Raw genomic sequence first — 20,297 nt, forward strand, 5'->3', positions numbered from 1 at the left:
GAAAGGCGCAGCTGAACCGGATCAGATCGTCCTCCCCTTCGACGCTTTTGCGGTTTTTGATCGTTTCGCCACGACCTGCAGAGCGCCCCGGTTGCGCTTCTTGATATCCGCTTCCGCGCGCTGAGCTTTCGTCCCGCCGCGGTGAGAGGCGTATTCCTTACCGTCTATCGGCGCGACATGCGGCGGATCTCGATCGAGATACGGTCGCCCGATTCCAAAATCCGGTCCGCGCGCATCGATCCATTTCCAAAGGGCCTCGGTGGAAACCCAACGCTCCGCCCGCGTCGCGCCTTTGACGCTCACGACATCAGCGGCAAGCCCGTGGCCATAGCCGCCGCGGAAGCTCCCTCCGTGGTATGACTTGTCGGACGCCGCCTTCAGGCCGCTCGCGATCGATTGACGGTAGTCATCGCGGAACGCGCTGGTTATCCCGGGCGACAACCCGGCCTGCTCTGCCGCGTAAAGCGCGTGAAAGAGCTTGAGCTTGAAGCTCCGATCAACCCCTCCAATCACGTAGTCGATCAACGGCATGGACATTCTTTCTGCCGCCTTCGGATCCTTCCACGTGAAATCGTTATCGACGCGCCTGGTGAACGTCCTGGTGACGGTCACCGTCTTGCGCTTCCTTTTGACCGTCACTTTCCGCTGCTCTTGGACGCTGATGGTGTCTTCCTTGGGCGTCCGCTCGTAGAGGGCCCACAGGTACCGGTCGATGCACACATCAACGACGAGGCACTCTTCGAAAATATCCAGGGGTCTCGCGGCCTCCTTGGTGTCGCTCGACACCGGAGGCGTGCTCGCTATCGCCGTTTGCTCCGGCGATGTTTCGACCGGCAGCATCTGCGACGAATCCGGCAACGCAGCCACGACGATTGATTTCGGTTCGCTCAAGGTCGCTGTCGCATCAGGGGCCGGCGGCGCCGGCATCGATTCAACCGCCATCGCCGCATCGGCGTTAGCGACGGCGCTGCCTATGACGCCTGCCTGCGGCGTGGCCGTCGCGTCGGAGGCCGGCCACGTCACGGGTTCTGCGGCCATCGCCACGTCAGCGCTCACGTCGGCGACTGCAGTTGCCTGTCGCGTATCAGCCAGTTCGGCATTGGCGGCGAGAGATGGTGCGAGTCCCTCGACGGGCACTGCTTCGGTGTTCCCGATGCCGGCAGAGCCGGCAAGCCAGGCAAAGAGCCAACCTGCGAGAACGATCGTCCCGCACAACTCCGGCGTCACCGTCGCAATTCGCCGCGGGTTCATCATCCCGAAGCCTCCAAAGGCTCGATCCGAGCCCTGTTGCACAGCCAAGCACCTCACGGCGTCGATCATTCGGATCAAATGGGAATGCGCAATGGGCGAAAGCCGTTGGGCCGACGCTTTTCCAGGAAGTGTTGCCCGACCGCAACGCGCGGTCGCAGGCAATCTGGCGCGGCTGCGTGCTGCCGCGTTCGCTGATTTCACCCGCGATAGAGCTCTGATTTCCGCTCCGGGTCACGAACGACAAAACTCACTCTGAGCATAATAGGTCTGCTTTCGGGCGCATAGCGACCTCGCCTTCGTGCAGCTTGCTTCGATCCGGCCAGGCTACGCGTTAATGAGTCCGCAGCCTGATCTCATCATGCTTTACGCAGCGAGCGCCTCCAGCACCGCGGCTGAATCGGTGACCCAACCGAAGATGCCGCCCTGGGCCTTGATCATCTTCAGGCCCATCTCATGGAATTCCGGGAAGTAGGACGCGCAGCCATCAGAGATCACGACGCAGCGGTAGCCGCGGTCGTTGGCTTCGCGCACCGTGGTGTTGACGCAGACCTCGGTGGTGACGCCGCAGACCAGCAGATTCTCGATGGCGTATTTCTGCAGGATGTCGCCGAATTCGGTGGCGTAGAACGCGCCCTTGCCTGGCTTGTCGATCACGATCTCGCTGCCCTGCGGATAGAGCTCGGGGATGATGTCGTGCCCCGCCTCGCCGCGGATCAGGATCCGCCCCATCGGTCCGGGATCGCCGATCCGCAAGGACGGCGCGCCGCGCTCGACTTTCGCAGGCGGCGCGTCCGAGAGATCGGGCAGATGGCCCTCGCGGGTATGGACCACGAGCAGTCCGGCATCACGCACTGCCGCGAGCACCGCGGCGATCGGCTGCACCGCGCGGGCGAGCTGGCTGACGTCGTTGCCGAGCGTCTCGCCGAAGCCCCCTCGCTCCATGAAATCGCGCTGCATGTCGATGATGACGAGCGCGGTTTTGCTCCAGTCGAGCGTGATCGGCGCCGGCTCCGCCGCGATTGTCCCGCTTGAATTCGCCATGACGCACGCCTCGAATGCGAGAAGACCCGCATTTGATTAAGCAAACCGCATGCCATCGTGCAACAATCATGCTGGCATGATCGTTGCTAGCCGAGAGCCGGATCGAACGACGTTGGTCGTTCGCCCAAGCGTCTCAAACAGGCGGGAGGACAGGCATGAGTGGACTTGGCGGTCTCAACAAGTCACCCAACGGCGTGGTGATCGGACTGGTGCAGCTGCAGCTGCCCGTGGTGGCGACCAAGGCCGATCTGGCACGGCAGACCGAGCGCATCGTCTGGATGGTCGGCAAGGCGCGGCGCAATCTCGCCACCATGGATCTTGTCGTCTTCCCCGAATATTCGCTGCACGGTCTGTCGATGGATACCAATCCGGAGATCATGTGCTGGCTCGACGGGCCTGAAGTCGCGGCCTTCAGGCAGGCCTGCACCGACAACAAGATCTGGGGCTGCTTCTCCATCATGGAGTTCAACCCGCACGGCAATCCCTACAATTCCGGGCTGATCATCGACGATCACGGCGAGATCAAGCTCTATTACCGCAAATTCCATCCCTGGATTCCGGTCGAGCCGTGGGAGCCGGGCGATGTCGGCATTCCCGTGATCGACGGACCGAAAGGCGCGAAGATCGCGCTGATCATCTGCCATGACGGCATGTTCCCGGAAATGGCGCGCGAATGTGCGTACAAGGGCGCGGAGATCATGATCCGCACCGCGGGCTACACCGCGCCGATCCGCGACAGCTGGCGCTTCACCAACCAGGCCAACGCGTTCCAGAACCTGATGGTGACGGCCAATGTCTGCATGTGCGGCTCGGATGGGTCGTTCGACTCGATGGGCGAAGGCATGATCGTCAATTTCGACGGCAGCATCATCGCGCACGGGACCACGGGGCGGGCCGACGAGATCATCACCGCCGAGGTGCGGCCCGACCTCGTGCGCGAGGCGCGGATCAACTGGGGCGTCGAGAACAACATCTATCAGCTTTGGCACCGCGGCTATGTCGCGGTGAAGGGCGGTGCGATGGATTGCCCCTACACCTTCATGCAGGACATGGTATCCGGCCGCTTCCGCCTGCCCTGGGAAGATCAGGTCAAGATCACCGACGGCACGTCCTGCGGCTTTCCCGCACCGACACGGTTGTTCGGCAAGACCGCAAAGGCCGCCGAGTAGCCACGCCCCCCTCGCGGCTACTTGAAGAAGTGCACGAGGCCGATGCTCAAGGCCAAGAGCAGCATCAGCGACAGCGTGACCGCTGCCGTCACCCGGCCGCCGACAGTCGAGAGCACGCGCACATCGACGCCGAGCCCAAGCGCGGCCATCGACACCACGGTAAGGATCGCTGCCGTCCTGGTCACCGGCGCGATCGCGATGTCGGGCACGAGCTGGAACGAGCGCAGCGCGGCCAGCACCAGGAAGCCGATGATGAACCAGGGCACCAGCTTGAACGGGCTGATCGAGGCGGCCTTTGCAGCACCTTCCTTGGCCGTACCGGCGGCCTTGCGCCGCCGCGCGACGAACAGCGAGAGGCCGACCACGATCGGGCCCAGCATCAGGACGCGCACCAGCTTCACCAGCGTGCCGATCTGGGTCGAGACGATGCCGGCCGGCACGGTCGCCGCCAGCACCTGCGGCACGGCGTACACCGTAAGCCCGGCGAGGATGCCGTATTGCGTCGCCGTCAACTTCAGCAGCGGAATCAGCAGCGGCAGGCCGAGCACCATCAGCACGCCGAGAATGGCGGTGAACGAGATCGACGAGGCGATGTCGTCGCCATCGGCCTCGATCACGGGTGCCACCGCGGCAATCGCGGAGTTGCCGCAGATCGAATTGCCGCAGGCGATCAGGACCGCGAGTTTGGCCTGGAGTCCGAGCAGGCGGGCGAGGCCATAGCTCACCGCCAGCATGATCACGACGGTCACGGCGATGGCGCCGATCAGGAGATAGCCCGAGGCCACGATCGCGGCGAAGCTGATGGACGCGCCGAGCAGCATCACGGCGACCTCGAGCAGCTGCTTGGCGCTGAAAGCAATGCCCGAGCGCCAGCGCTCCGCGGGTTCCCAGGCGGTGCGGACCGCCATGCCGAGCAGAATCGCGACGACCAGGGCCTCGATATAGGGGTGGTCGAAAACCCGCTCCTCGGCGGCCTGGACGCCGAGCGAGATGACGGTGACCACCCCGCAGAGCAAAATGCCCGGAATCAGCAGGAAAATGCGCTTCAGCGCCCCCTGCTTCTGCCCCTGATCCAGCGATGATTGCGGCACGAGACCCTCTCTTTGGAGAAGATTTTATGCGCGAAGGGCGGCCGCTTGGCTAATATATTTTCGGACTGCCCCGATAGAGAGAAGTTATGTCCCTCAACCTGCATCTGCTCCGCCTGTTTGCGGCCGTGGCGAGAACCGGAAGTTTCTCCCGCGCCGCCGACCTCCTGCACATCAGCCAGCCCGCGATCTCCAAGGGCGTGCGGGATTTCGAGCTGCAGGTCGGGTGCCGGCTGCTCGACCGTACGCCGAAGGGGGTGCGGCCGACCCGGGAGGGCGCGGCGCTCGCGCGGCATGCCGAGACGCTGTTCGCGGCCGAACGCGCCGCCGAGGACGAGTTGCAGGCGCTGCGCAACCTCGACAGCGGCTCGCTGCGCATCGGCGCCAGCACGACGATCGCGACCTACATGATCCCGGAATATCTCGGTGTGTTCCACCGCGCTTTTCCCGGCATCGAACTGCATGTGGTGAGCGCCAACACCAGCGACGTCGCGGCGCTGATGCTGGGGCATGAGATCGAAATCGCCCTGGTCGAGGGGCCGGTCGAGGACGAGAACCTGATCAGTGAAGCCTGGCGCACCGACGTGATGGCCCTGATCGCAGGTCCGGATCACCGCTTCGCAGCCGCCGCAAGCGCGATCGACGTTCGCCTGCTCAACGACGAGATCCTGATCGTGCGCGAGCCTGGATCCGGCACGCGCGAAGTGGTCGCACAGGCGCTGGCCACCCACCGGGTCGAGCCGCAGCGCACGCTCGAGATCGGCAGCACCGAGGCGATCAAGCAGGCGGTCGCCGCCGGCGTCGGGGTCGCCATCGTATCGGTCGCGACGATCGACGATCAGGTGAAGCTCAGGAAACTCAAGGTGATCCCGATCAAGGGCGTCCATATCGAGCGCACGCTCTGGCAACTGAAATCGCCCGGCCGGCTCGAGGTGCCGGCAGCGGTCGCGTTCGAGGGGATCATTCGGGAGACGCGGTCCGCGAAGACGGCGCCGCGCACGCCGGCAGCTAAAGCGCGGCGAACAGACCCTGCGCCCACGCAACGGCATGCTCGAAGCTGAACACGCCGGGCTCGAAATAGACGGCGCGCGCCAGCACGATGCCGACAACCAGCACCCAGAACACGCTGGTGCCTGCGGTCTTCAGCCATTTCGACACGCCTTCATTTGCGATCGAAGGATCGACCGCGGGAACCGGCTCGCCGAAGGGATCGAATGCGGATTGGCTCATCATCGTAACCATCAGGAATACCGGTACAATGTCGCGACGGCGGGGGCGGAAGCAAGGGTAGTGGAATGCCTTTTGCGGCTCCAAGCTGGAAGGACCTTTCGTTCGAGTGGGGGCGAGTAGAGTTTTCTTCTCCGGCGGCTAGAAATAGCCTCGCGGCCACCTTGCCGAGATCGCACGCCACAAACTCCGTGTCGTCCCTGCGAAAGCAGGGACCCATACTCCGCGGCGGATGTTGTGAGCGGAATTCGTCGTTCCGGCGTCAGCTACAACCGGCATTCGTGGTTGGGTCCCTGCTTTCGCAGGGACGACAATCTTTGCAATCAACCATCGGTTCCGCGCTGCGGCGCCACCCGCGGCAGTTCGATCCGCACGGTCGTCCCCATGCCCGGGGCACTGTCCAGATGGAGCTCTCCGCCGAGCCGGTTCGTGACGATGTTGTGAACGATGTGGAGGCCGAGCCCGATACGGCCGATGTCGCGCCGCGTGGTGAAGAATGGATCGAAGGCCTGCCGCAGCACATCGCGGCTCATCCCGCAGCCATCGTCGGCGAACAGGATTTCCACCCGATCCGCGCCCAACGCGCGCAGCCGGATCGTGATGGCGCCGCCCTTGCCGTCCGGAAAGGCATGCGCGACCGAATTGACGAACAGATTGGTCAACGCCTGGCCGTAGGGACCGGGATAGCTGTTCATCGCAAGACCGGACGGACAATCGACCTCGAGCGTCAGATTGTTCTTCGGCAACGCCGGACGCAGGTTCGAGAGAACCTGCTCGGTCACCTCGCCGAGATCGAACTGGCTGCGGTCGAAATAGCTGCGATCGACGGCGACCTGCTTGAACGATTGCACCAGATCCGCGGCGCGCTTGAGGTTGCCGACCAGCAGCGACGACGCGCTCTCGACGACCTCGATGAAATCGCTCAGGCTGGAGCGCTTCAGCTTGCCGCGCGCGGCCTCGGCGGCGAAGTCGGCGCATTTCTGCTCCAGCACCGAGGCGACGGTGAGGCTGGTGCCGACCGGACTGTTGATCTCATGTGCGACGCCGGCCACCAGCCGGCCCAGCGCCGCAAGCTTTTCCGCCTCGATCAGCGACGCCTGGGTCTCCTGCAAATGGTGCAAGGCCTTCTCGGCCGCGTCGCGCGCGGCACGGATCTCGCGTTCGCTGCGCTTGCGATCGGTGATCTCTTCGGCCGCAACGTTGACGCCGACGATGCTGCCGTTCGGCTCGCGCTGCGGGTGCCAATGCGTGATCCAGCATCGCTCGTCATTGTGGCCCGGACGCTGGCCGTAAACCTCCACGTCGGTCACGGGTTGCCCGGTCTCCATGATCGAGCGGACGATGCCTTCGACCGCCGTGGCGAGTCCGGGCACGCAATCATGCACCGTGCGTCCGAGATGACCTTCGACCGAGATGCCGCAGATTTCGGTGAGCCGCTGGTTGATCTGAAGGTAACGGCAATCGGGAGAGAGGTAGGCAAGACCGATCGGTGCAGTGTCATAGATCAGCTGCAGCGCCGGTTGTTTTGGGAACTGAACGTCCTGGACGACGGACGACCTCATGTCCTTCCCCCCGATGGGTAAGTCTAACGCTTCACGGGTGGCGTGCAATAGCCTCAACTGGGAGCGGTCTGGTGGCAATTCTGTCCAAATTCGGCACGGCGGAAAACGGACCGTCGGCCGCCCCGAAGCGCGGCAGCTTCAGATATGCACTGCAACGTGCGGACGAAAATTCTCGACGAAGCGCAGCAGCACCCGCGCGCCGGCGTCGGCGTCGGCGAGCTCGACATGCTCGGCCGGATTGTGGCTGATCCCGCCGCGGCAGCGCACGAAGATCATGCCGATATCGGCGACGTCGACCATCGCCATCCCGTCATGCCCTGCCCCGCTCGGCAGCTCGAACACGGCATAGCCCTCGCCGGCGACCGCCTCGGCGATCTGCGCTTTCAGCCATGGCGCACAGGGCACGCTGCGGTTCTCGTGGGTGACGTCGATCTGCAACGCGAGCTCGCGGCGCTTTGCGATCGCCTCGATCTGCCGCACGATGTCGGCGACGGCGCGCTTGCGATGCATGTCGCTCTGCGAGCGGATGTCCATCGTGAACGACACCTTGCCTGGGATTACGTTGGTGGCGCCGGGCATAGCGCTGATGTAGCCGACGGTGCCGACCAGGCCGGCTTCATCGCTCCTGCAGAATTGCTCGATCGCAACGATGCATTCGGCAGCGCCCGTCAGCGCATCGCGCCGCAGCTTCATCGGCACGGTGCCGGCATGGCCGGCGACGCCGGTGAGACTGGCTGCCAACCGGGTCGCGCCTGAGATCGCGGTAACGACGCCGACCGGCAGCGCCTTCTCTTCCAGCACGGGCCCCTGCTCGATGTGCAGCTCGACATAGCCGAGCAGTTCGCGGCGGGCGCGCGCCGCCTTGCCGATATGATCGGGATCGAGCCCGAAGGCGACCAGCGCATCGCGCATCGAGGTGCCGGCGCGATCGCGCGTGTTGAGCACGCTCTCGTCGAACGTGCCGGCAACCGCGCGACTGCCGAGCAGGGTCGACGCAAAGCGCACGCCCTCCTCGTCGGCGAAGCCCACGATCTCGATCGCGAACGGCATCCGCCTGCCGCGCCGGTTCAGATCGGCAACGCAGGCGATCGCGGTGATGACGCCGAGCGGGCCGTCCCATCTGCCGGCGTCGCGCACGGTGTCGTAATGCGACCCGAGCATCAGGGCCGGCAGGCCCGGCCGATCGCCCTCGTAGCGGCCGCAGACATTGCCGATCGCGTCGAGATGCGCGTTCATGCCGGCCTCGCGCATCCAGGACAGGATGAGATCGGCCGCCTTGCGATGCTCATCGGTGAGGAAGACGCGCGCCAGATGCTCCGGCGTCTCCGAGATCGCCGCGAGCTGATCGATCCGCGCCACGATCTCGTCGCCAAGGGAAGGCGGATTCGCGGACGGTTTCTTCTCGCTCATGCTGTTTCCCATCGGTCCAAACCGGCACCCGAGCCCGCTTCACTCGTAGCAGGCCAGATCCGATTGACCAGCCGGCAAATCACGCCTTGGTCGCCGCCCCCGACCGGCTCGCGGCGACCATCCGGCGGTTAGCGACTGCTTAACGGCATTGCATACAACAGAGATTGATAGCTCATAAAATAGGCAATCAAGCCAAAGGCGGCTTCCGATCCATGCTACTCCGACAATTGTTCGCATTCATATTCAAATACTTATGGAGCGATGATCGTTGAATGTGCTCTGGCACGAAGCTTGCGACGGTCCCTCAAGCGCCGCCGTTACGGCGGCCGGGACAAGGACAGGCGGGCCGGACCCGCCGGAGGGAGCAGGCGATGGATTTTGGCAGGATTTCAAGAAGGCATTTATTGCAGGGAAGCGCGGCATTGGCGCTCGGCAGCACGCTTGGCGTTCGCGGCGCGGCGGCAGCGGAAACCACGGTCGGCTTCATCTATGTCGGGTCGCGCGACGACTACGGCTACAATCAGGCCCACGCCCAGGGCGCGGCGGCGGTGAAGAAGCTTCCCGGCATCAAGGTGGTCGAGGAAGAGAAGGTGCCGGAGACCGACGCGGTCGAGAAGACCATCGAGTCCATGATCAATCTCGACGGCGCCACGCTGCTGTTTCCGACCTCGTTCGGCTACTACAACCCGCACGTCGTCAAGATGGCGGGCAAGTTTCCAAAGCTGCACTTCGAGCATTGCGGCGGCCTGTGGACCGACAAGGACCCGAAGAACGCCGGCAGCTATTTCGGCTACATCGACGAGGCGCAATACATCTCCGGCATCGTCGCCGGCTATTCGACCAAGAGCGGCAAGCTCGGCTTCGTCGCGGCCAAGCCGATCCCGCAGGTGCTGCGCAACATTAATGCCTTCACGCTCGGCGCCCGGCTCGCCAATCCCAAGGCGACCACGCAGGTGATCTTCACCGGCGACTGGTCGATGCCGGTCAAGGAAGCCGAGGCGACCAACAGCCTGATCGACCAGGGCGTCGACGTGCTGACCTGCCATGTCGACGGACCGAAGACGATGGTCGAGAACGCCGCGCGCCGCGGCGCGATGGTGTGCGGCTATCACGTCAACCAGTCGCCGCTGGCGCCGAAGGCCTATCTCACCGGCGCCGAGTGGAACTGGGAAGCGCTCTATCCGAAATTCGTCAAGATGATCACCGCGGGTGAAGCGATCCCGAACTTCTATCGCGGCGGCCTCAGGGAACAGATCGTCAAGGTCTCGCCCTATGGCGAGATGGTCTCGGCGGAAGCGCGCAAGCATGCCGACGACGTCAAGGCCAAGTTCATGTCCGGCGAGTACGCCATCTTCAAGGGCCCGCTGGTCGACAACAAGGGCAAGACCGTGATCGCTTCCGGCACCGACCGCGGCCAGCAGGATCCCGAACTCGAGAAGATGGACTATCTCGTCGAGGGCGTGATCGGAGCCACCGCGTGACGACCGAGGCGGCGGAATCGGTGGAGGCGGCCGGCGGCGTTGCTCCGGCCGCCGATCCCGGATTCCTCCAGCGCTACGGCGCGAGCATCGAATACATCCTGATCCCGGGCGCGGCGCTGGCGGGCGCGCTCGCGGTGTTCGGCGGCTTCATCGCACTTTACGGCAAGAACCCGCTCGACCTCTATTTCTATATGTATTACGGCGCGTTCGGCACCTGGTTCTCCTGGCAGAACACGCTGACCCGCGCCGCGCCGCTGATCCTGACCGCGCTGTGCACGGCGCTGCCGGCGCAGCTCGGCATGGTGATCATCGGCGGCGAAGGCGCGCTGTTGATCGGCGCGCTGTCGGCGACGTCAGCGGCGCTGGCGCTGCAGGGCGCGGCCCCGATCGTCGTGCAGATCGCGATGGTGATCGCGGGCATGATCGGCGGCGGCCTCTGGATCATGCTGTCCGGCGGCCTGCGGCAGTATCGCGGGGTCAACGAGACGATCTCGAGCCTGCTGCTGGTCTATATCGCGCTTGCGATCCTCAACCATCTGGTCGAGGGACCGATGCGCGATCCGGCCAGCCTCAACAAGCCGTCGACGCGCGAGATCGGCGCCGCCAACATGATCGGCAGCATTCCCGGCACCGACGTGCATTGGGGCCTGGTGTTCGGCCTCGTCGCGGCTGTTGCCGCCTACATCCTGATCTATCATACCACCTTCGGCTTCGCCGCGCGCGTCGCCGGCGGCAACATCCGCGCCGCCAAGATCGTGGGGCTCAGTGTCGGCAAGCTGATCCTGACCGTCTGCTTCCTTGCCGGCGGCAGCGCGGGCCTGGCCGGCATGATCGAGGTCGCGGCCGTGCAAGGCCGCACCAATGCCAACCTCGCCGCGGGCTACGGCTTCACCGGCATCCTCGTTGCGTTCCTGGCGCGGCAGAATCCGCTGGCGATCATTCCGGTCGCGATCCTGCTCGGCGGCATCTCCGCCTCCGGCGGCCTGTTGCAGCGGCGGCTCGGCCTGCCCGATGCGTCGGTGCTGGTCTTGCAAGGCATCATCTTCGTGTTCGTGCTGGCGAGCGACGCGCTCTACGGGCGGATCGGCTTCCTGAAGGGAAAGTCCTGACATGGCAGATAGCTCGCTCGGGCTCTGGACTGTCCCGCTCGCCGTGTTCGGCGGCGCCATTCGCGTCTCGACGCCGTTCCTGTTCGTCAGCCTCGGCGAATGCATCACCGAGCGATCTGGCCGCATCAATCTCGGCCTCGAGGGCACGCTGGTGATGGGCGCGATGAGCGCCTACGGCATCTCCTATCTCTCCGGCTCGCCGTGGCTTGGTGTGCTCGCGGCCGGGGTCACCGGCGCCGTGTTCGGCGCGCTGCATGCCGGCATCTGCTCGCTGCCGCGGGTCAACGACATCGCGGTCGGCATCGCGCTGATGCTGCTCGGCACCGGGCTCGCCTTTTTCCTCGGCAAGCCGCTGATCGAGCCGACGGCGGCACGGCTGCCGGCGATCGATTTCGGCTGGTGGAGCGACGTGCCGCAGGTGCGCGCGGCGCTGCGCATCAACGTGCTGTTCCTGATCGGCGTCGCCATCGCGCCGCTGCTCTACTGGGCGTTCAGGACCACGCGCTGGGGCTTGTTGATCCGCACCGCCGGCGAAAGCGCGGACGCGGCGCGCGCGATGGGCCACTCCGTGCTGCTGATCCGGCTCCGCGCCACCATGGTCGGCGGCTTCCTTGCCGGCATCGGCGGCTCGTTCCTGTCGCTGTTCTATCCCGGCAGCTGGAATGAAGGGCTCTCCTCGGGACAGGGCATCACCGCGGTGGCGCTGGTGATCTTCGCGCGCTGGGACCCGATGCTGTGCCTGTGGGCCTCGCTCGCCTTCGGCGGCGCCGCCGCGCTCGGGCCCGCACTGCAATCGGTCGGGATCACCTCCGGCTACCACCTGTTCAACGCCGCGCCCTACATCCTGACGCTCGCGATCATGATCATCACCTGCTCGCCGAAGCGCACACTGACCGGCGCGCCCGCCGAATTGTCCATCACCCGATAGACCGCGAGATCATTCCATGTCCGAGCGCTTCATCAAGTCCGAGCCCTACGCCTGGCCTTACAATGGCGACCTGCGGCCAGAGAATACCGCGCTCATCATCATCGACATGCAGACCGATTTCTGCGGTGTCGGCGGCTATGTCGACAAGATGGGCTACGACCTCTCGCTGACCCGGGCGCCGATCGAGCCGATCAGAAAGCTGCTCGCGGTGATGCGCGCGCAGGGCTTTCACATCATCCACACCCGTGAGGGCCACCGGCCTGATCTGGCCGACCTGCCCGCCAACAAGCGCTGGCGCTCGCGCCAGATCGGCGCCGGCATCGGCGATCCCGGTCCCTGCGGCCGCATCCTGGTGCGCGGCGAGCCGGGCTGGGAGATCATCCCCGACCTCGCGCCGCTGCCGGGCGAGCCCATCATCGACAAGCCCGGCAAAGGCTCGTTCTGCGCCACCGATCTCGAGCTGATGCTGCGGCTGCGCGGCATCGAGAACATTGTGCTGACCGGGATCACCACCGACGTCTGTGTCCACACCACGATGCGCGAGGCCAACGACCGCGGCTTCGAATGCGTGCTGGTCGAGGACTGCTGCGGCGCGACCGACAAAAGCAACCACGACCACGCGCTGAAGATGATCAAGATGCAGGGCGGCGTGTTCGGCGCAGTGACCAAATCCGCCGACCTGATCGGAGCGCTGTCGTGATCATCGGCGAGCCGCCCGCACCCTCAGGCGCGTTCGGCGTCGACGCCATCGCCATGACGATGCGGTTCGGCGATTTCCTTGCGCTCGACAATGTCGAGCTCAAGGTGCGTCCCGGCTCGTTTCATGCGCTGCTCGGCGAGAATGGCGCGGGCAAGAGCACGCTCGTGAAATGCATCATGGGCTATTACCACGCCACCGAGGGCGACATCCTCGTCGGCGGTCGCCAGCAGACCATCGCCAATCCCAAGGACGCGCATGCGCTCGGGCTCGGCATGGTCTACCAGCACTTTACCCTCGTGCCGGCGATGACGGTCGCCGAGAACCTGGTATTGGCGCGCGACGATGTGCCTTCCGTGGTCGACTGGCGCAAGGAGAAGAAGGAGCTCGAGGCTTTCCTCGCGCGGATGCCGTTCAAGGTGCCGCTCGACGCAAAGGTCTCCGACATCTCCGCCGGCGAGCGGCAGAAATGCGAGATCCTCAAGCAGCTCTATCTGAAGCGCCGCTTCCTGATCCTGGACGAGCCGACCTCGGTGCTGACGCCGGGCGAGGCTGACGAGGTGCTCGGCATGCTGCGCGCCATGGTGGTTGCGGGCGAGCTCACCATCCTGATGATCACCCACAAGTTCCGCGAGGTGATGGCGTTTGCCGATGACGTCACGATCCTGCGCCGCGGCAAGCTCGCCGGCACCGGCCGGGTCGCCGATCTCACGCCCGACGAGATGGCCCGCACCATGATCGGCGCCGAGCAGCTGACCGTGCAGCCGCCACGGACCGGCGAGACCGGCGCGCCCCGGCTCGAGCTCGACAAGCTCACCGCACTCGACGATGCCGGCGCCATCGCCGTGCAAGGCGTGTCGCTGACGGTGAAGAGCGGCGAGATCGTCGGCATCGCCGGCGTCTCCGGCAACGGCCAGCGCCAGCTGGTCGAGGTGCTGGCCGGCCAGCGCGACGCCGAGGGCGGCATGATCCGCGTCCAGGGTGAGACCTATGCGGCCAGCCGCGAGGAGATGCGGCGCCACAAGATGTCGCTGTTGCCGGAGGAGCCGCTGAAGAACGCCTGCGTCGGCGGCATGAGCGTCGCCGACAACATCGCGTTCCGCGAGTTCGACCGCGCGCCGTTCGCGCGCGGCGGCTGGTGGCTAAATCGGTCGGCCTTCCGCGCGGACGCCGAGCGCAAGATCAACCGCTACAAGATAAAAACCCGCACGCCGGAGACGCCGATCGCGGCGCTGTCGGGCGGCAACGTGCAGCGCGCGGTGCTGGCGCGCGAGCTCTCGGGCGACGTCGAGGTGCTGATCGCCGCCAACCCATGCTTCGGACTAGACTTCGCCGCGGTGGCGCAGATCCACGCCGAGATCATGGCCGCGCGCAACCGCGGCGCGGCGGTGCTGCTGGTCAGCGAAGACCTCGATGAGCTGTTGGAGCTGTCGGACCGGCTGGTCGTGATGTTCCACGGCGCGTTCGTTCACGAGGCCCGTGCCAGCGAGGCCGACCTCACCGAGATCGGCCGCCATATGGCCGGGCATTGACCATCCGCGTCATTGCCAACGGGGCGCTGCAATCAGCTCTGGCCACGCAAAGATGTCGTCCCTGCGAAAGCAGGGACCCATACCCCGCGGCGGATGTTGTGAACGGGATTCGTGGTTCCAGCGTTGCGCAACAATCAGCGTTCGTGGTTATGGGTCCCTGCTTTCGCAGGGACGACACGGAGTTTATGGCCGCGCAATCCCGGCAAGATCCCGACATTTGCAATGACGGAGCGGCTTATCAGCACTCCGTGTCATATCAACGCACGCTAGGTGGTGTGGACTCTAAGGATTCCCTTTTAGGAGCAAATCAGATTCAAGGCTGCTTTTGGGAGGCCGCCTTGGGAGTGATGGACCGTTTGGTATTGAGCGACGCGGCGTGGGAGCGGATGGCGCCGCTGATCATAGGGCGCCCCGATCAGAAGGGCTCCACCGGGCGCGACAACCGGATGTTCGTGGAAGGTGTGCTGTGGATCGTGCGTACGGGGTCTCCCTGGCGCGATCTCCCGGAGGTCTTTGGCGATTGGAACAGCGTGTTCCGGCGCTTCAGCCGATGGAGCATCAAGGGTGTTTGGTGGCGGATCTTCGAGGCGATGTCCGATGATCCGGACTTCGAATATCTGATCGTCGATTCCACCATTGTTCGGGCGCATCAGCACGCCGCCGGCGCCAAAAAGGGGGGTCTGAAGATCAAGCGATCGGTCGCTCGCGCGGGGGCCTGAGCACCAAGATACATATGGCCGTTCGAGGCTTGGGATGTCCGGTGCGGTTCACGCTTACCGCAGGTCAGAAGGGCGATGCACCGCAAGCCGCCGCATTGATCGAAGGCTTATCCGCCGAGGTCGTCATGGCCGACACCGCCTATGACGCCGATCATCTGCGCCAAGCCATTGTTGCCAAAGGCGCGATCGCCGTCATTCCCAACAACCCGTCACGCGCGCTCAAATATCCGCTCGACAAGCACCTCTACGCCCAGCGTCATCTCGTCGAATGCTGCTTCTCAAAGCTCAAGCAGTTCCGACGCGTCGCAACCCGCTTCGAAAAGACCGCCCGAAATTATCGCGCCGTCATCACCCTCGCAGCCATTGTTCTATGGATGCGCTAGTGTCCACACCACCTAGCCGATCTCGAACGCGTCCGCGGCGAGATGCTTCAGATTGGCGTGCCAATGCTCGGCGATCGCGAGCCGGGTCGGCACCCAGACGCGTTCGTGCTTCTGGATGTAATCGAGGAAGCGCATCAGCGCGGCGGCACGACCGGGACGGCCGACGACACGGCAATGCAGGCCGACCGACATCATCTTGGGTGACGTCGCGCCCTCGGCATAGAGCACGTCAAAGCTGTCCTTCAGGTAGGTGTAGAACTCGTCGCCGCCGCCAAAGCCCTGCGCGTTGATGAAGCGCATGTCGTTGGCATCGAGCGTGTAGGGGATCACGAGATTCGGCTCGGTACCCGCTGCCCTGATCCAGTACGGCAGATCGTCGGCATAGGAATCGCAGAGATAGCGCAGGCCGCCCGCCTCCATCAGAAGCCGCAGCGTGTTGATCGAGGAGCGGCCCGTGTACCAGCCGAGCGGCCGCGCGCCGGTCGCCTCGGTATGCACGGCGATGGCGCGGGCGATCTCCGCGCGCTCCTCGTCCTCCGACATGTCCTTGTGCTCGACCCAGCGCAGGCTGTGGCTCGCGATGTCCCAGCCTGCCTCCTGCATCGCAGCGACGACATCCGGATTGCGCTTCAGCGCCATCGCGACGCCGAAAACCGTGGCCGGCAGCTTCCGCTCGGTGAACATCCGCCACAGCCGCCAGAAGCCGCCACGCGAGCCGTATTCAAACATGGTCTCGATATTGGCGTGACGCTGGCCGACCCAGGGCTGCGCGCCCAGCACGTCGGACAGGAACGCCTCCGAGGCGCGATCGCCGTGCAGGATGTTGTTCTCGCCGCCCTCCTCGAAATTGACCACGAACTGCACGGCGACACGCGCAGCGTCGGGCCATTTCGGATCCGGCGGATTGCGGCCGTAGCCACGGAGATCGCGCGGATAGCGGGCCTCGGTCACATCAGATTTCCTCGAAGCGGATCTGCTGCGCGCCCTTCCACAACACGGTCTTGCCGAAGGCGGTGAGGTTTTCCAGCCCCGAGGTCAGCGTGATGAAATGATTGCCGGCGAGCTGGCCCATCTTGCTGGCGAAATGCACGCCGCCATACGCAAGCAGGATCTCGGTCTCGCTGATGCCGCCCGGGTAGAGGATGATCTGGCCCGGCGCCGGATAGCTGGTGTGGTTCTCGTAGGAGACGCCGAAATCGAGATCGCCGAGCGGCATCCAGACGCCCTCGCCGCTCCAGCGCACATGGATCGCCTGGCTCTCGAACGGCATCGCCTTGCGGAAGGCGGCGACCGTCTTCGGTGCGAGCTGCTCCTCGAAGCGGGCGTCAAACGTGAACTCGCCGGCGCGGACAATCAGTTTGCTCATCGAACTCTCGTGGGTGGGCTGGACGGAACGATGCCCCAACCATTGCCGCCGGCCCGCGCCGGACGCAAGGCCGATTCCTGCCTTAGATGCCGGTTTTTTTGCCGCAATGGCGGCGGCGGCAACGCAGATTTGAGCAGGGTTGCGTTGCGCCCCGGCTCCCGCTTTGCGAACCTCTCCGCACGCACAAGGAGGACGGCCGATGACAACAAGCAGTCTGCACGGACATGTAGCGCTGGTGACCGGCGGCTCGCGCGGCATTGGTGCCGCTATCGTCAAGATGCTGGCGGACGCCGGCGCTGCCGTCGCCATCAATTACCGCGAGCGGTCGGCTGAAGCGGAAGCGCTGGCGAAGAGCATCACTGCCGCCGGCGGCCGGGCCGTTGCTGTCGCAGCCGACGTCTCGGAAGCGGCCGCCGTCGCCGGATTGGTCGAGCGCGCCAAGTCCGAGCTCGGCCCGATCGACATCCTCGTCAACAATGCGGGGATCGCGATCGTCAGGGGCATCGACGACCTCACCGAAGAGGATTTCGACCGCACCATCACCGTCAATCTCAAATCGGCGTTTCTCTGCACGCAAGCGGTGCTGCCGATGATGCGCACCCGGAAATGGGGCCGCATCGTCAACATCTCCTCCGGCGCTGCACGCGGCGCCGGCGCGATCGGACCGCACTACAACGCGTCAAAGGCGGCGATGGAGGGCTTGACCCGTGGCTATGCCGCGCGCCTCGTCAAGGAGGGCATCACCGTCAACGCCGTCGCGCCGTCGCTGATCGAAACCGACATGATGAAGGGACAGAGCGGCCTCGTCAGCCGGATCCCGATCGGCCGCTTCGGCACCGCCGAGGAGGTCGCGCAGGCCGTGATGCTGCTGGTCAACAATCCCTACATGACCGGACAGACCATCGCGATGAGCGGCGGCATGGCGTTCAACTAGGCATGCTGGCTTGACTGCATCGCAGGTTTGCCCTACCGCTTGCGGCATGAACCGATCGAACCTCATCGCTAATTTCTGGTGGCTCGCCGACTGACAGGCGGGCCGAACGCGTTCATGCATCTTCGGGGCCGCCGCATTGGGCGGCCTTTTTTGTTCGGCTTCATCCAGCCCGCATGCGGTGTCCCCATTCAGCCGAATGGAGATACCAGTGACCAAACCGATCATCCTCACCGGAGACCGCACCACCGGACCGCTGCATCTCGGCCATTACGCCGGCTCGCTCCGAAGCCGCCTGAAATTTCAGGACAGCCATGAGCAGTTCCTGCTGCTCGCCGACATGCAGGCGCTGACCGACAATGCGCACGATATCGGCAAGGTGCGCAGCAACGTGATCGAGGTCGCGCTGGACTATCTTGCCGTCGGGATCGATCCCGAGCGCACCTCGATCTGCTTGCAATCGCAGCTCCCGGCGTTGGCGGAACTGTCGATGCTCTATCTCAACCTCGTCACCGTCGCGCGGCTGGAACGCAATCCCACCATCAAGGACGAGATCCGCGCACGCGGTTTCGGACGCGACATCCCGGCCGGCTTCCTGTGCTACCCGGTGGCGCAGGCCGCCGATATCACCGCGTTTCGCGCCACAATCGTGCCGGTCGGCGAGGATCAGGCGCCCCTGATCGAGCAGACCAACGAGATTATCCGGCGGGTCAACACGCTCGCGGGCCGCACGGTGCTGCAGGAAGCCGAAGCTGTCATCTCGCGCGCGGGGCGGCTGCCCGGCGTCGATGGACGCGCGAAGATGAGCAAGTCCGCGGGCAATGCCATTCCGCTTTCGGCTTCACCAGATGACATTTCGGCGGCCGTGCGCGCGATGTTCACCGATCCAGATCATCTGCGTGTCGCCGACCCCGGCAAGGTCGAGGGCAATGTCGTCTTCACCTATCTCGACGCGTTCGACGACGATCACGACGTCGTCGAGGAACTGAGGGTGCGCTATCGGCGCGGCGGGCTCGGCGATACGACCGTCAAGCGGCGGCTGGAGGATATCCTGCAAGCCCTGATCGCACCGATCCGGACACGGCGCGCCGAGCTCGCCAACAATCGCGACCACATCGCTGACGCGATCAGGCGCGGAACCCTGAAAGCGCGGGAGATCACCGAGCGCACTAGGCGCGACGTCATGGAGGGGCTTGGCTTGTTCCAGCTGTGAACGCGCCGTCATCAAAGCGTGGCAGGAACTGTGCTGGGCTATGACCGTTGTCCGCTTGGCGAAACCGGATTTGGAGCCTGTCGTGATCGATCCGAAAACGCTTCTCGAACGTGCCGCACAGCTGGCTGATCAAGCGAAGGGCGAGGAAGATGCCGGCATCCGCGCGCGGCTGCTGCGCATGGCCGAGCATTATCGCGACCTCGCCGCGCACGAGGCCTGGGCGCATGAAAATCCGCCATCGGTGGGCGCGATCACCAGCGCGCTCAGCTCCCGCGCGCAGTGATCTTCGATCAGCCCACGCGAATGCGATAGCCCAGCGACTGACGTGCGCCCGGCGCGATGTGCATCAAGCCAGGCTTGTCGGCGAACTCGCCGTCGAACTCCGCGGGGCTGGCAAACCCGTGCCATGGCTCGATGCAGAGGAACGGCGCACCACCGACCTTCGACCAGATGCCGAGTTCGCGGAAGCCGCGCCAGGACATTTCGATCGCCGGGCCTTGCGTGGCTGCTGCCGGGCCTAGTGTCGCCGTGAAGAGGACCGATGCACTCGCGACCTGATCGAAGACCATCGCGTCGTCATCGAACAGCTCCTCCGACAGCGCAAGCGTTCTGCCCTTGACCGGATTGGGTTCAGGCTGCGGCCGCATCAATCCATCCTTCAGCCGCCGGATCGGCGCAGGTTCAGTCTTGCCGAAGGTCAGCGTGTAAGCCTCCTTCGGCAGCCCCGGCACCAGCGGCCAGTTGAAGGCGGGATGACCACCGAGCGAGGCCGGCAGCATCTCGTCGCCGGTGTTGATGACATCGAAGGCGACATCGAGACCGGCGCCATCAACGGTGTACGTGACCTCGAGCCTGAACGCGAAGGGATAGCGCGCACGGGTTTCCGCATCGTCGGTGAGCGCGAGCTTGCATGATCGCGGTCCCTGCTCGACCCAGGCAAAGCGGCGATCCCGCGCAAAGCCGTGCTGCGTCATCGGATAGGTCTTGCCGTTGTGGCGCAGCGTGTCGTTCTTCAACCGGCCGACGATCGGGAACAGGATCGGCGCGTGGCGCGGCCATTGCGGGCCGGCCTGCCACAGCAATTCTGTCCCTTCGGCATTCCTGAGCGACGACAATTCGGCACCCTGGGCCTGAATTGTCGCGGCGATTCCATCGCCGCGCAGCGTGTGACTGTCGCTCATGCCTCGCCT

At 64.9% G+C, this 20,297-nt stretch carries 20 protein-coding genes; 11 read left to right on the forward strand and 9 right to left on the reverse strand.

Going from position 1 to position 20,297, the window contains the following annotated elements; genetic code table 11:
* Positions 1-21: 21 nt before the first annotated feature.
* The gene (locus ACE10Z_RS32310) at positions 22-1,251 is read right to left on the reverse strand and encodes a peptidase M15 (protein WP_375789973.1); all 1,230 of its coding nucleotides are present in this window, start codon (positions 1,249-1,251) and stop codon (positions 22-24) included.
* A 363-nt stretch (positions 1,252-1,614) separates the two neighbouring features.
* On the reverse strand, positions 1,615-2,292 hold the full coding sequence (locus ACE10Z_RS32315; RefSeq protein ID WP_375784391.1) for a cysteine hydrolase family protein: 678 nt from the start codon (positions 2,290-2,292) through the stop codon (positions 1,615-1,617).
* A 155-nt stretch (positions 2,293-2,447) separates the two neighbouring features.
* Between ACE10Z_RS32315 and ACE10Z_RS32320 the strand changes: the two genes are divergently transcribed.
* Positions 2,448-3,461 (forward strand): formamidase, encoded by a 1,014-nt coding sequence (locus ACE10Z_RS32320; RefSeq protein WP_375784392.1) that lies wholly within the window; start codon positions 2,448-2,450, stop codon positions 3,459-3,461.
* 17 nt (positions 3,462-3,478) lie between these two features.
* Here the strand turns inward: ACE10Z_RS32320 and ACE10Z_RS32325 are convergent, their stop codons facing one another.
* Entirely contained in the window at positions 3,479-4,552 is a 1,074-nt protein-coding gene (locus tag ACE10Z_RS32325; RefSeq protein ID WP_375784393.1) for a YeiH family protein, read from the reverse strand.
* Positions 4,553-4,638: 86 nt separating this feature from the next.
* On the opposite strand from ACE10Z_RS32325, the gene ACE10Z_RS32330 reads away from it, so the two are divergent.
* The gene (locus tag ACE10Z_RS32330; protein ID WP_375784394.1) at positions 4,639-5,610 is read left to right on the forward strand and encodes a LysR substrate-binding domain-containing protein; all 972 of its coding nucleotides are present in this window, start codon (positions 4,639-4,641) and stop codon (positions 5,608-5,610) included.
* Here the strand turns inward: ACE10Z_RS32330 and ACE10Z_RS32335 are convergent.
* The 3 genes from ACE10Z_RS32335 to ACE10Z_RS32345 form a co-directional block, all read right to left on the reverse strand.
* Positions 5,558-5,779 (reverse strand): hypothetical protein, encoded by a 222-nt coding sequence (locus tag ACE10Z_RS32335; protein ID WP_375784395.1) that lies wholly within the window; start codon positions 5,777-5,779, stop codon positions 5,558-5,560. The genes ACE10Z_RS32330 and ACE10Z_RS32335 overlap by 53 nt on opposite strands.
* Before the next feature lie 320 nt (positions 5,780-6,099).
* Positions 6,100-7,338 carry an ATP-binding protein gene (locus tag ACE10Z_RS32340; RefSeq protein ID WP_375784396.1) on the reverse strand — a complete coding sequence of 413 codons (1,239 nt, stop codon included), beginning with the start codon at positions 7,336-7,338 and terminating at the stop codon, positions 6,100-6,102.
* Positions 7,339-7,476: 138 nt separating this feature from the next.
* A complete protein-coding gene (locus tag ACE10Z_RS32345; protein WP_375784397.1) occupies positions 7,477-8,748 on the reverse strand; it encodes an allantoate amidohydrolase in 1,272 nt (423 codons plus the stop codon).
* Positions 8,749-9,119: 371 nt separating this feature from the next.
* Here ACE10Z_RS32345 and ACE10Z_RS32350 point away from each other — a divergent pair, with 371 nt between their 5' ends.
* The 6 genes from ACE10Z_RS32350 to ACE10Z_RS32375 all read left to right on the forward strand — a co-directional run bounded on the left by ACE10Z_RS32350 (position 9,120) and on the right by ACE10Z_RS32375 (position 15,597).
* Entirely contained in the window at positions 9,120-10,229 is a 1,110-nt protein-coding gene (locus ACE10Z_RS32350) for a BMP family ABC transporter substrate-binding protein (protein ID WP_375784398.1), read from the forward strand.
* Positions 10,226-11,338 carry an ABC transporter permease gene (locus ACE10Z_RS32355; protein ID WP_375784399.1) on the forward strand — a complete coding sequence of 371 codons (1,113 nt, stop codon included), beginning with the start codon at positions 10,226-10,228 and terminating at the stop codon, positions 11,336-11,338. Before ACE10Z_RS32350 ends, ACE10Z_RS32355 begins: the two co-directional genes overlap by 4 nt.
* Before the next feature lies 1 nt (position 11,339).
* Positions 11,340-12,266, forward strand: a complete 927-nt coding sequence (locus ACE10Z_RS32360; RefSeq protein ID WP_375784400.1) for an ABC transporter permease — start codon at positions 11,340-11,342, stop codon at positions 12,264-12,266.
* 16 nt (positions 12,267-12,282) lie between these two features.
* Complete coding sequence (locus ACE10Z_RS32365) at positions 12,283-12,966, forward strand: cysteine hydrolase family protein (protein WP_375784401.1); 684 nt, start codon at positions 12,283-12,285, stop codon at positions 12,964-12,966.
* Complete coding sequence (locus tag ACE10Z_RS32370; protein ID WP_375784402.1) at positions 12,963-14,495, forward strand: ABC transporter ATP-binding protein; 1,533 nt, start codon at positions 12,963-12,965, stop codon at positions 14,493-14,495. The genes ACE10Z_RS32365 and ACE10Z_RS32370 overlap by 4 nt, the downstream gene beginning before the upstream one ends.
* Before the next feature lie 338 nt (positions 14,496-14,833).
* Positions 14,834-15,597, forward strand: a protein-coding gene (locus ACE10Z_RS32375; protein WP_375789853.1) for an IS5 family transposase whose coding sequence is annotated in 2 segments (ribosomal slippage) — positions 14,834-15,169 and positions 15,172-15,597 — 762 coding nt in all. Because the reading frame shifts where the segments join, the coding sequence is not laid out codon by codon here.
* Positions 15,598-15,609: 12 nt separating this feature from the next.
* Here ACE10Z_RS32375 and puuE read toward each other — a convergent pair.
* Positions 15,610-16,548, reverse strand: a complete 939-nt coding sequence (gene puuE, locus ACE10Z_RS32380; RefSeq protein ID WP_375784403.1) for an allantoinase PuuE — start codon at positions 16,546-16,548, stop codon at positions 15,610-15,612.
* Between the two features lies 1 nt (position 16,549).
* On the reverse strand, positions 16,550-16,963 hold the full coding sequence (locus ACE10Z_RS32385; protein WP_092124838.1) for a DUF3830 family protein: 414 nt from the start codon (positions 16,961-16,963) through the stop codon (positions 16,550-16,552).
* Positions 16,964-17,162: 199 nt separating this feature from the next.
* Between ACE10Z_RS32385 and ACE10Z_RS32390 the strand changes: the two genes are divergently transcribed.
* The 3 genes from ACE10Z_RS32390 to ACE10Z_RS32400 all read left to right on the forward strand — a co-directional run bounded on the left by ACE10Z_RS32390 (position 17,163) and on the right by ACE10Z_RS32400 (position 19,390).
* Positions 17,163-17,897, forward strand: coding sequence for an SDR family NAD(P)-dependent oxidoreductase (locus ACE10Z_RS32390; protein ID WP_375784404.1), 735 nt, complete (start codon positions 17,163-17,165; stop codon positions 17,895-17,897).
* A 208-nt stretch (positions 17,898-18,105) separates the two neighbouring features.
* A complete protein-coding gene (trpS, locus tag ACE10Z_RS32395; protein ID WP_375784405.1) occupies positions 18,106-19,107 on the forward strand; it encodes a tryptophan--tRNA ligase in 1,002 nt (333 codons plus the stop codon).
* 82 nt (positions 19,108-19,189) lie between these two features.
* Complete coding sequence (locus ACE10Z_RS32400) at positions 19,190-19,390, forward strand: hypothetical protein (protein ID WP_375784406.1); 201 nt, start codon at positions 19,190-19,192, stop codon at positions 19,388-19,390.
* 7 nt (positions 19,391-19,397) lie between these two features.
* Here ACE10Z_RS32400 and ACE10Z_RS32405 read toward each other — a convergent pair whose 3' ends face one another.
* Positions 19,398-20,288 (reverse strand): aldose 1-epimerase family protein, encoded by an 891-nt coding sequence (locus tag ACE10Z_RS32405; RefSeq protein WP_375784407.1) that lies wholly within the window; start codon positions 20,286-20,288, stop codon positions 19,398-19,400.
* Between the last annotated feature and the right edge of the window lie 9 nt (positions 20,289-20,297).

Origin of the sequence: Bradyrhizobium sp. Pha-3 (assembly GCF_042258615.1) — a bacterium.
Taxonomy (GTDB): Bacteria; Pseudomonadota; Alphaproteobacteria; order Rhizobiales; family Xanthobacteraceae; genus Bradyrhizobium.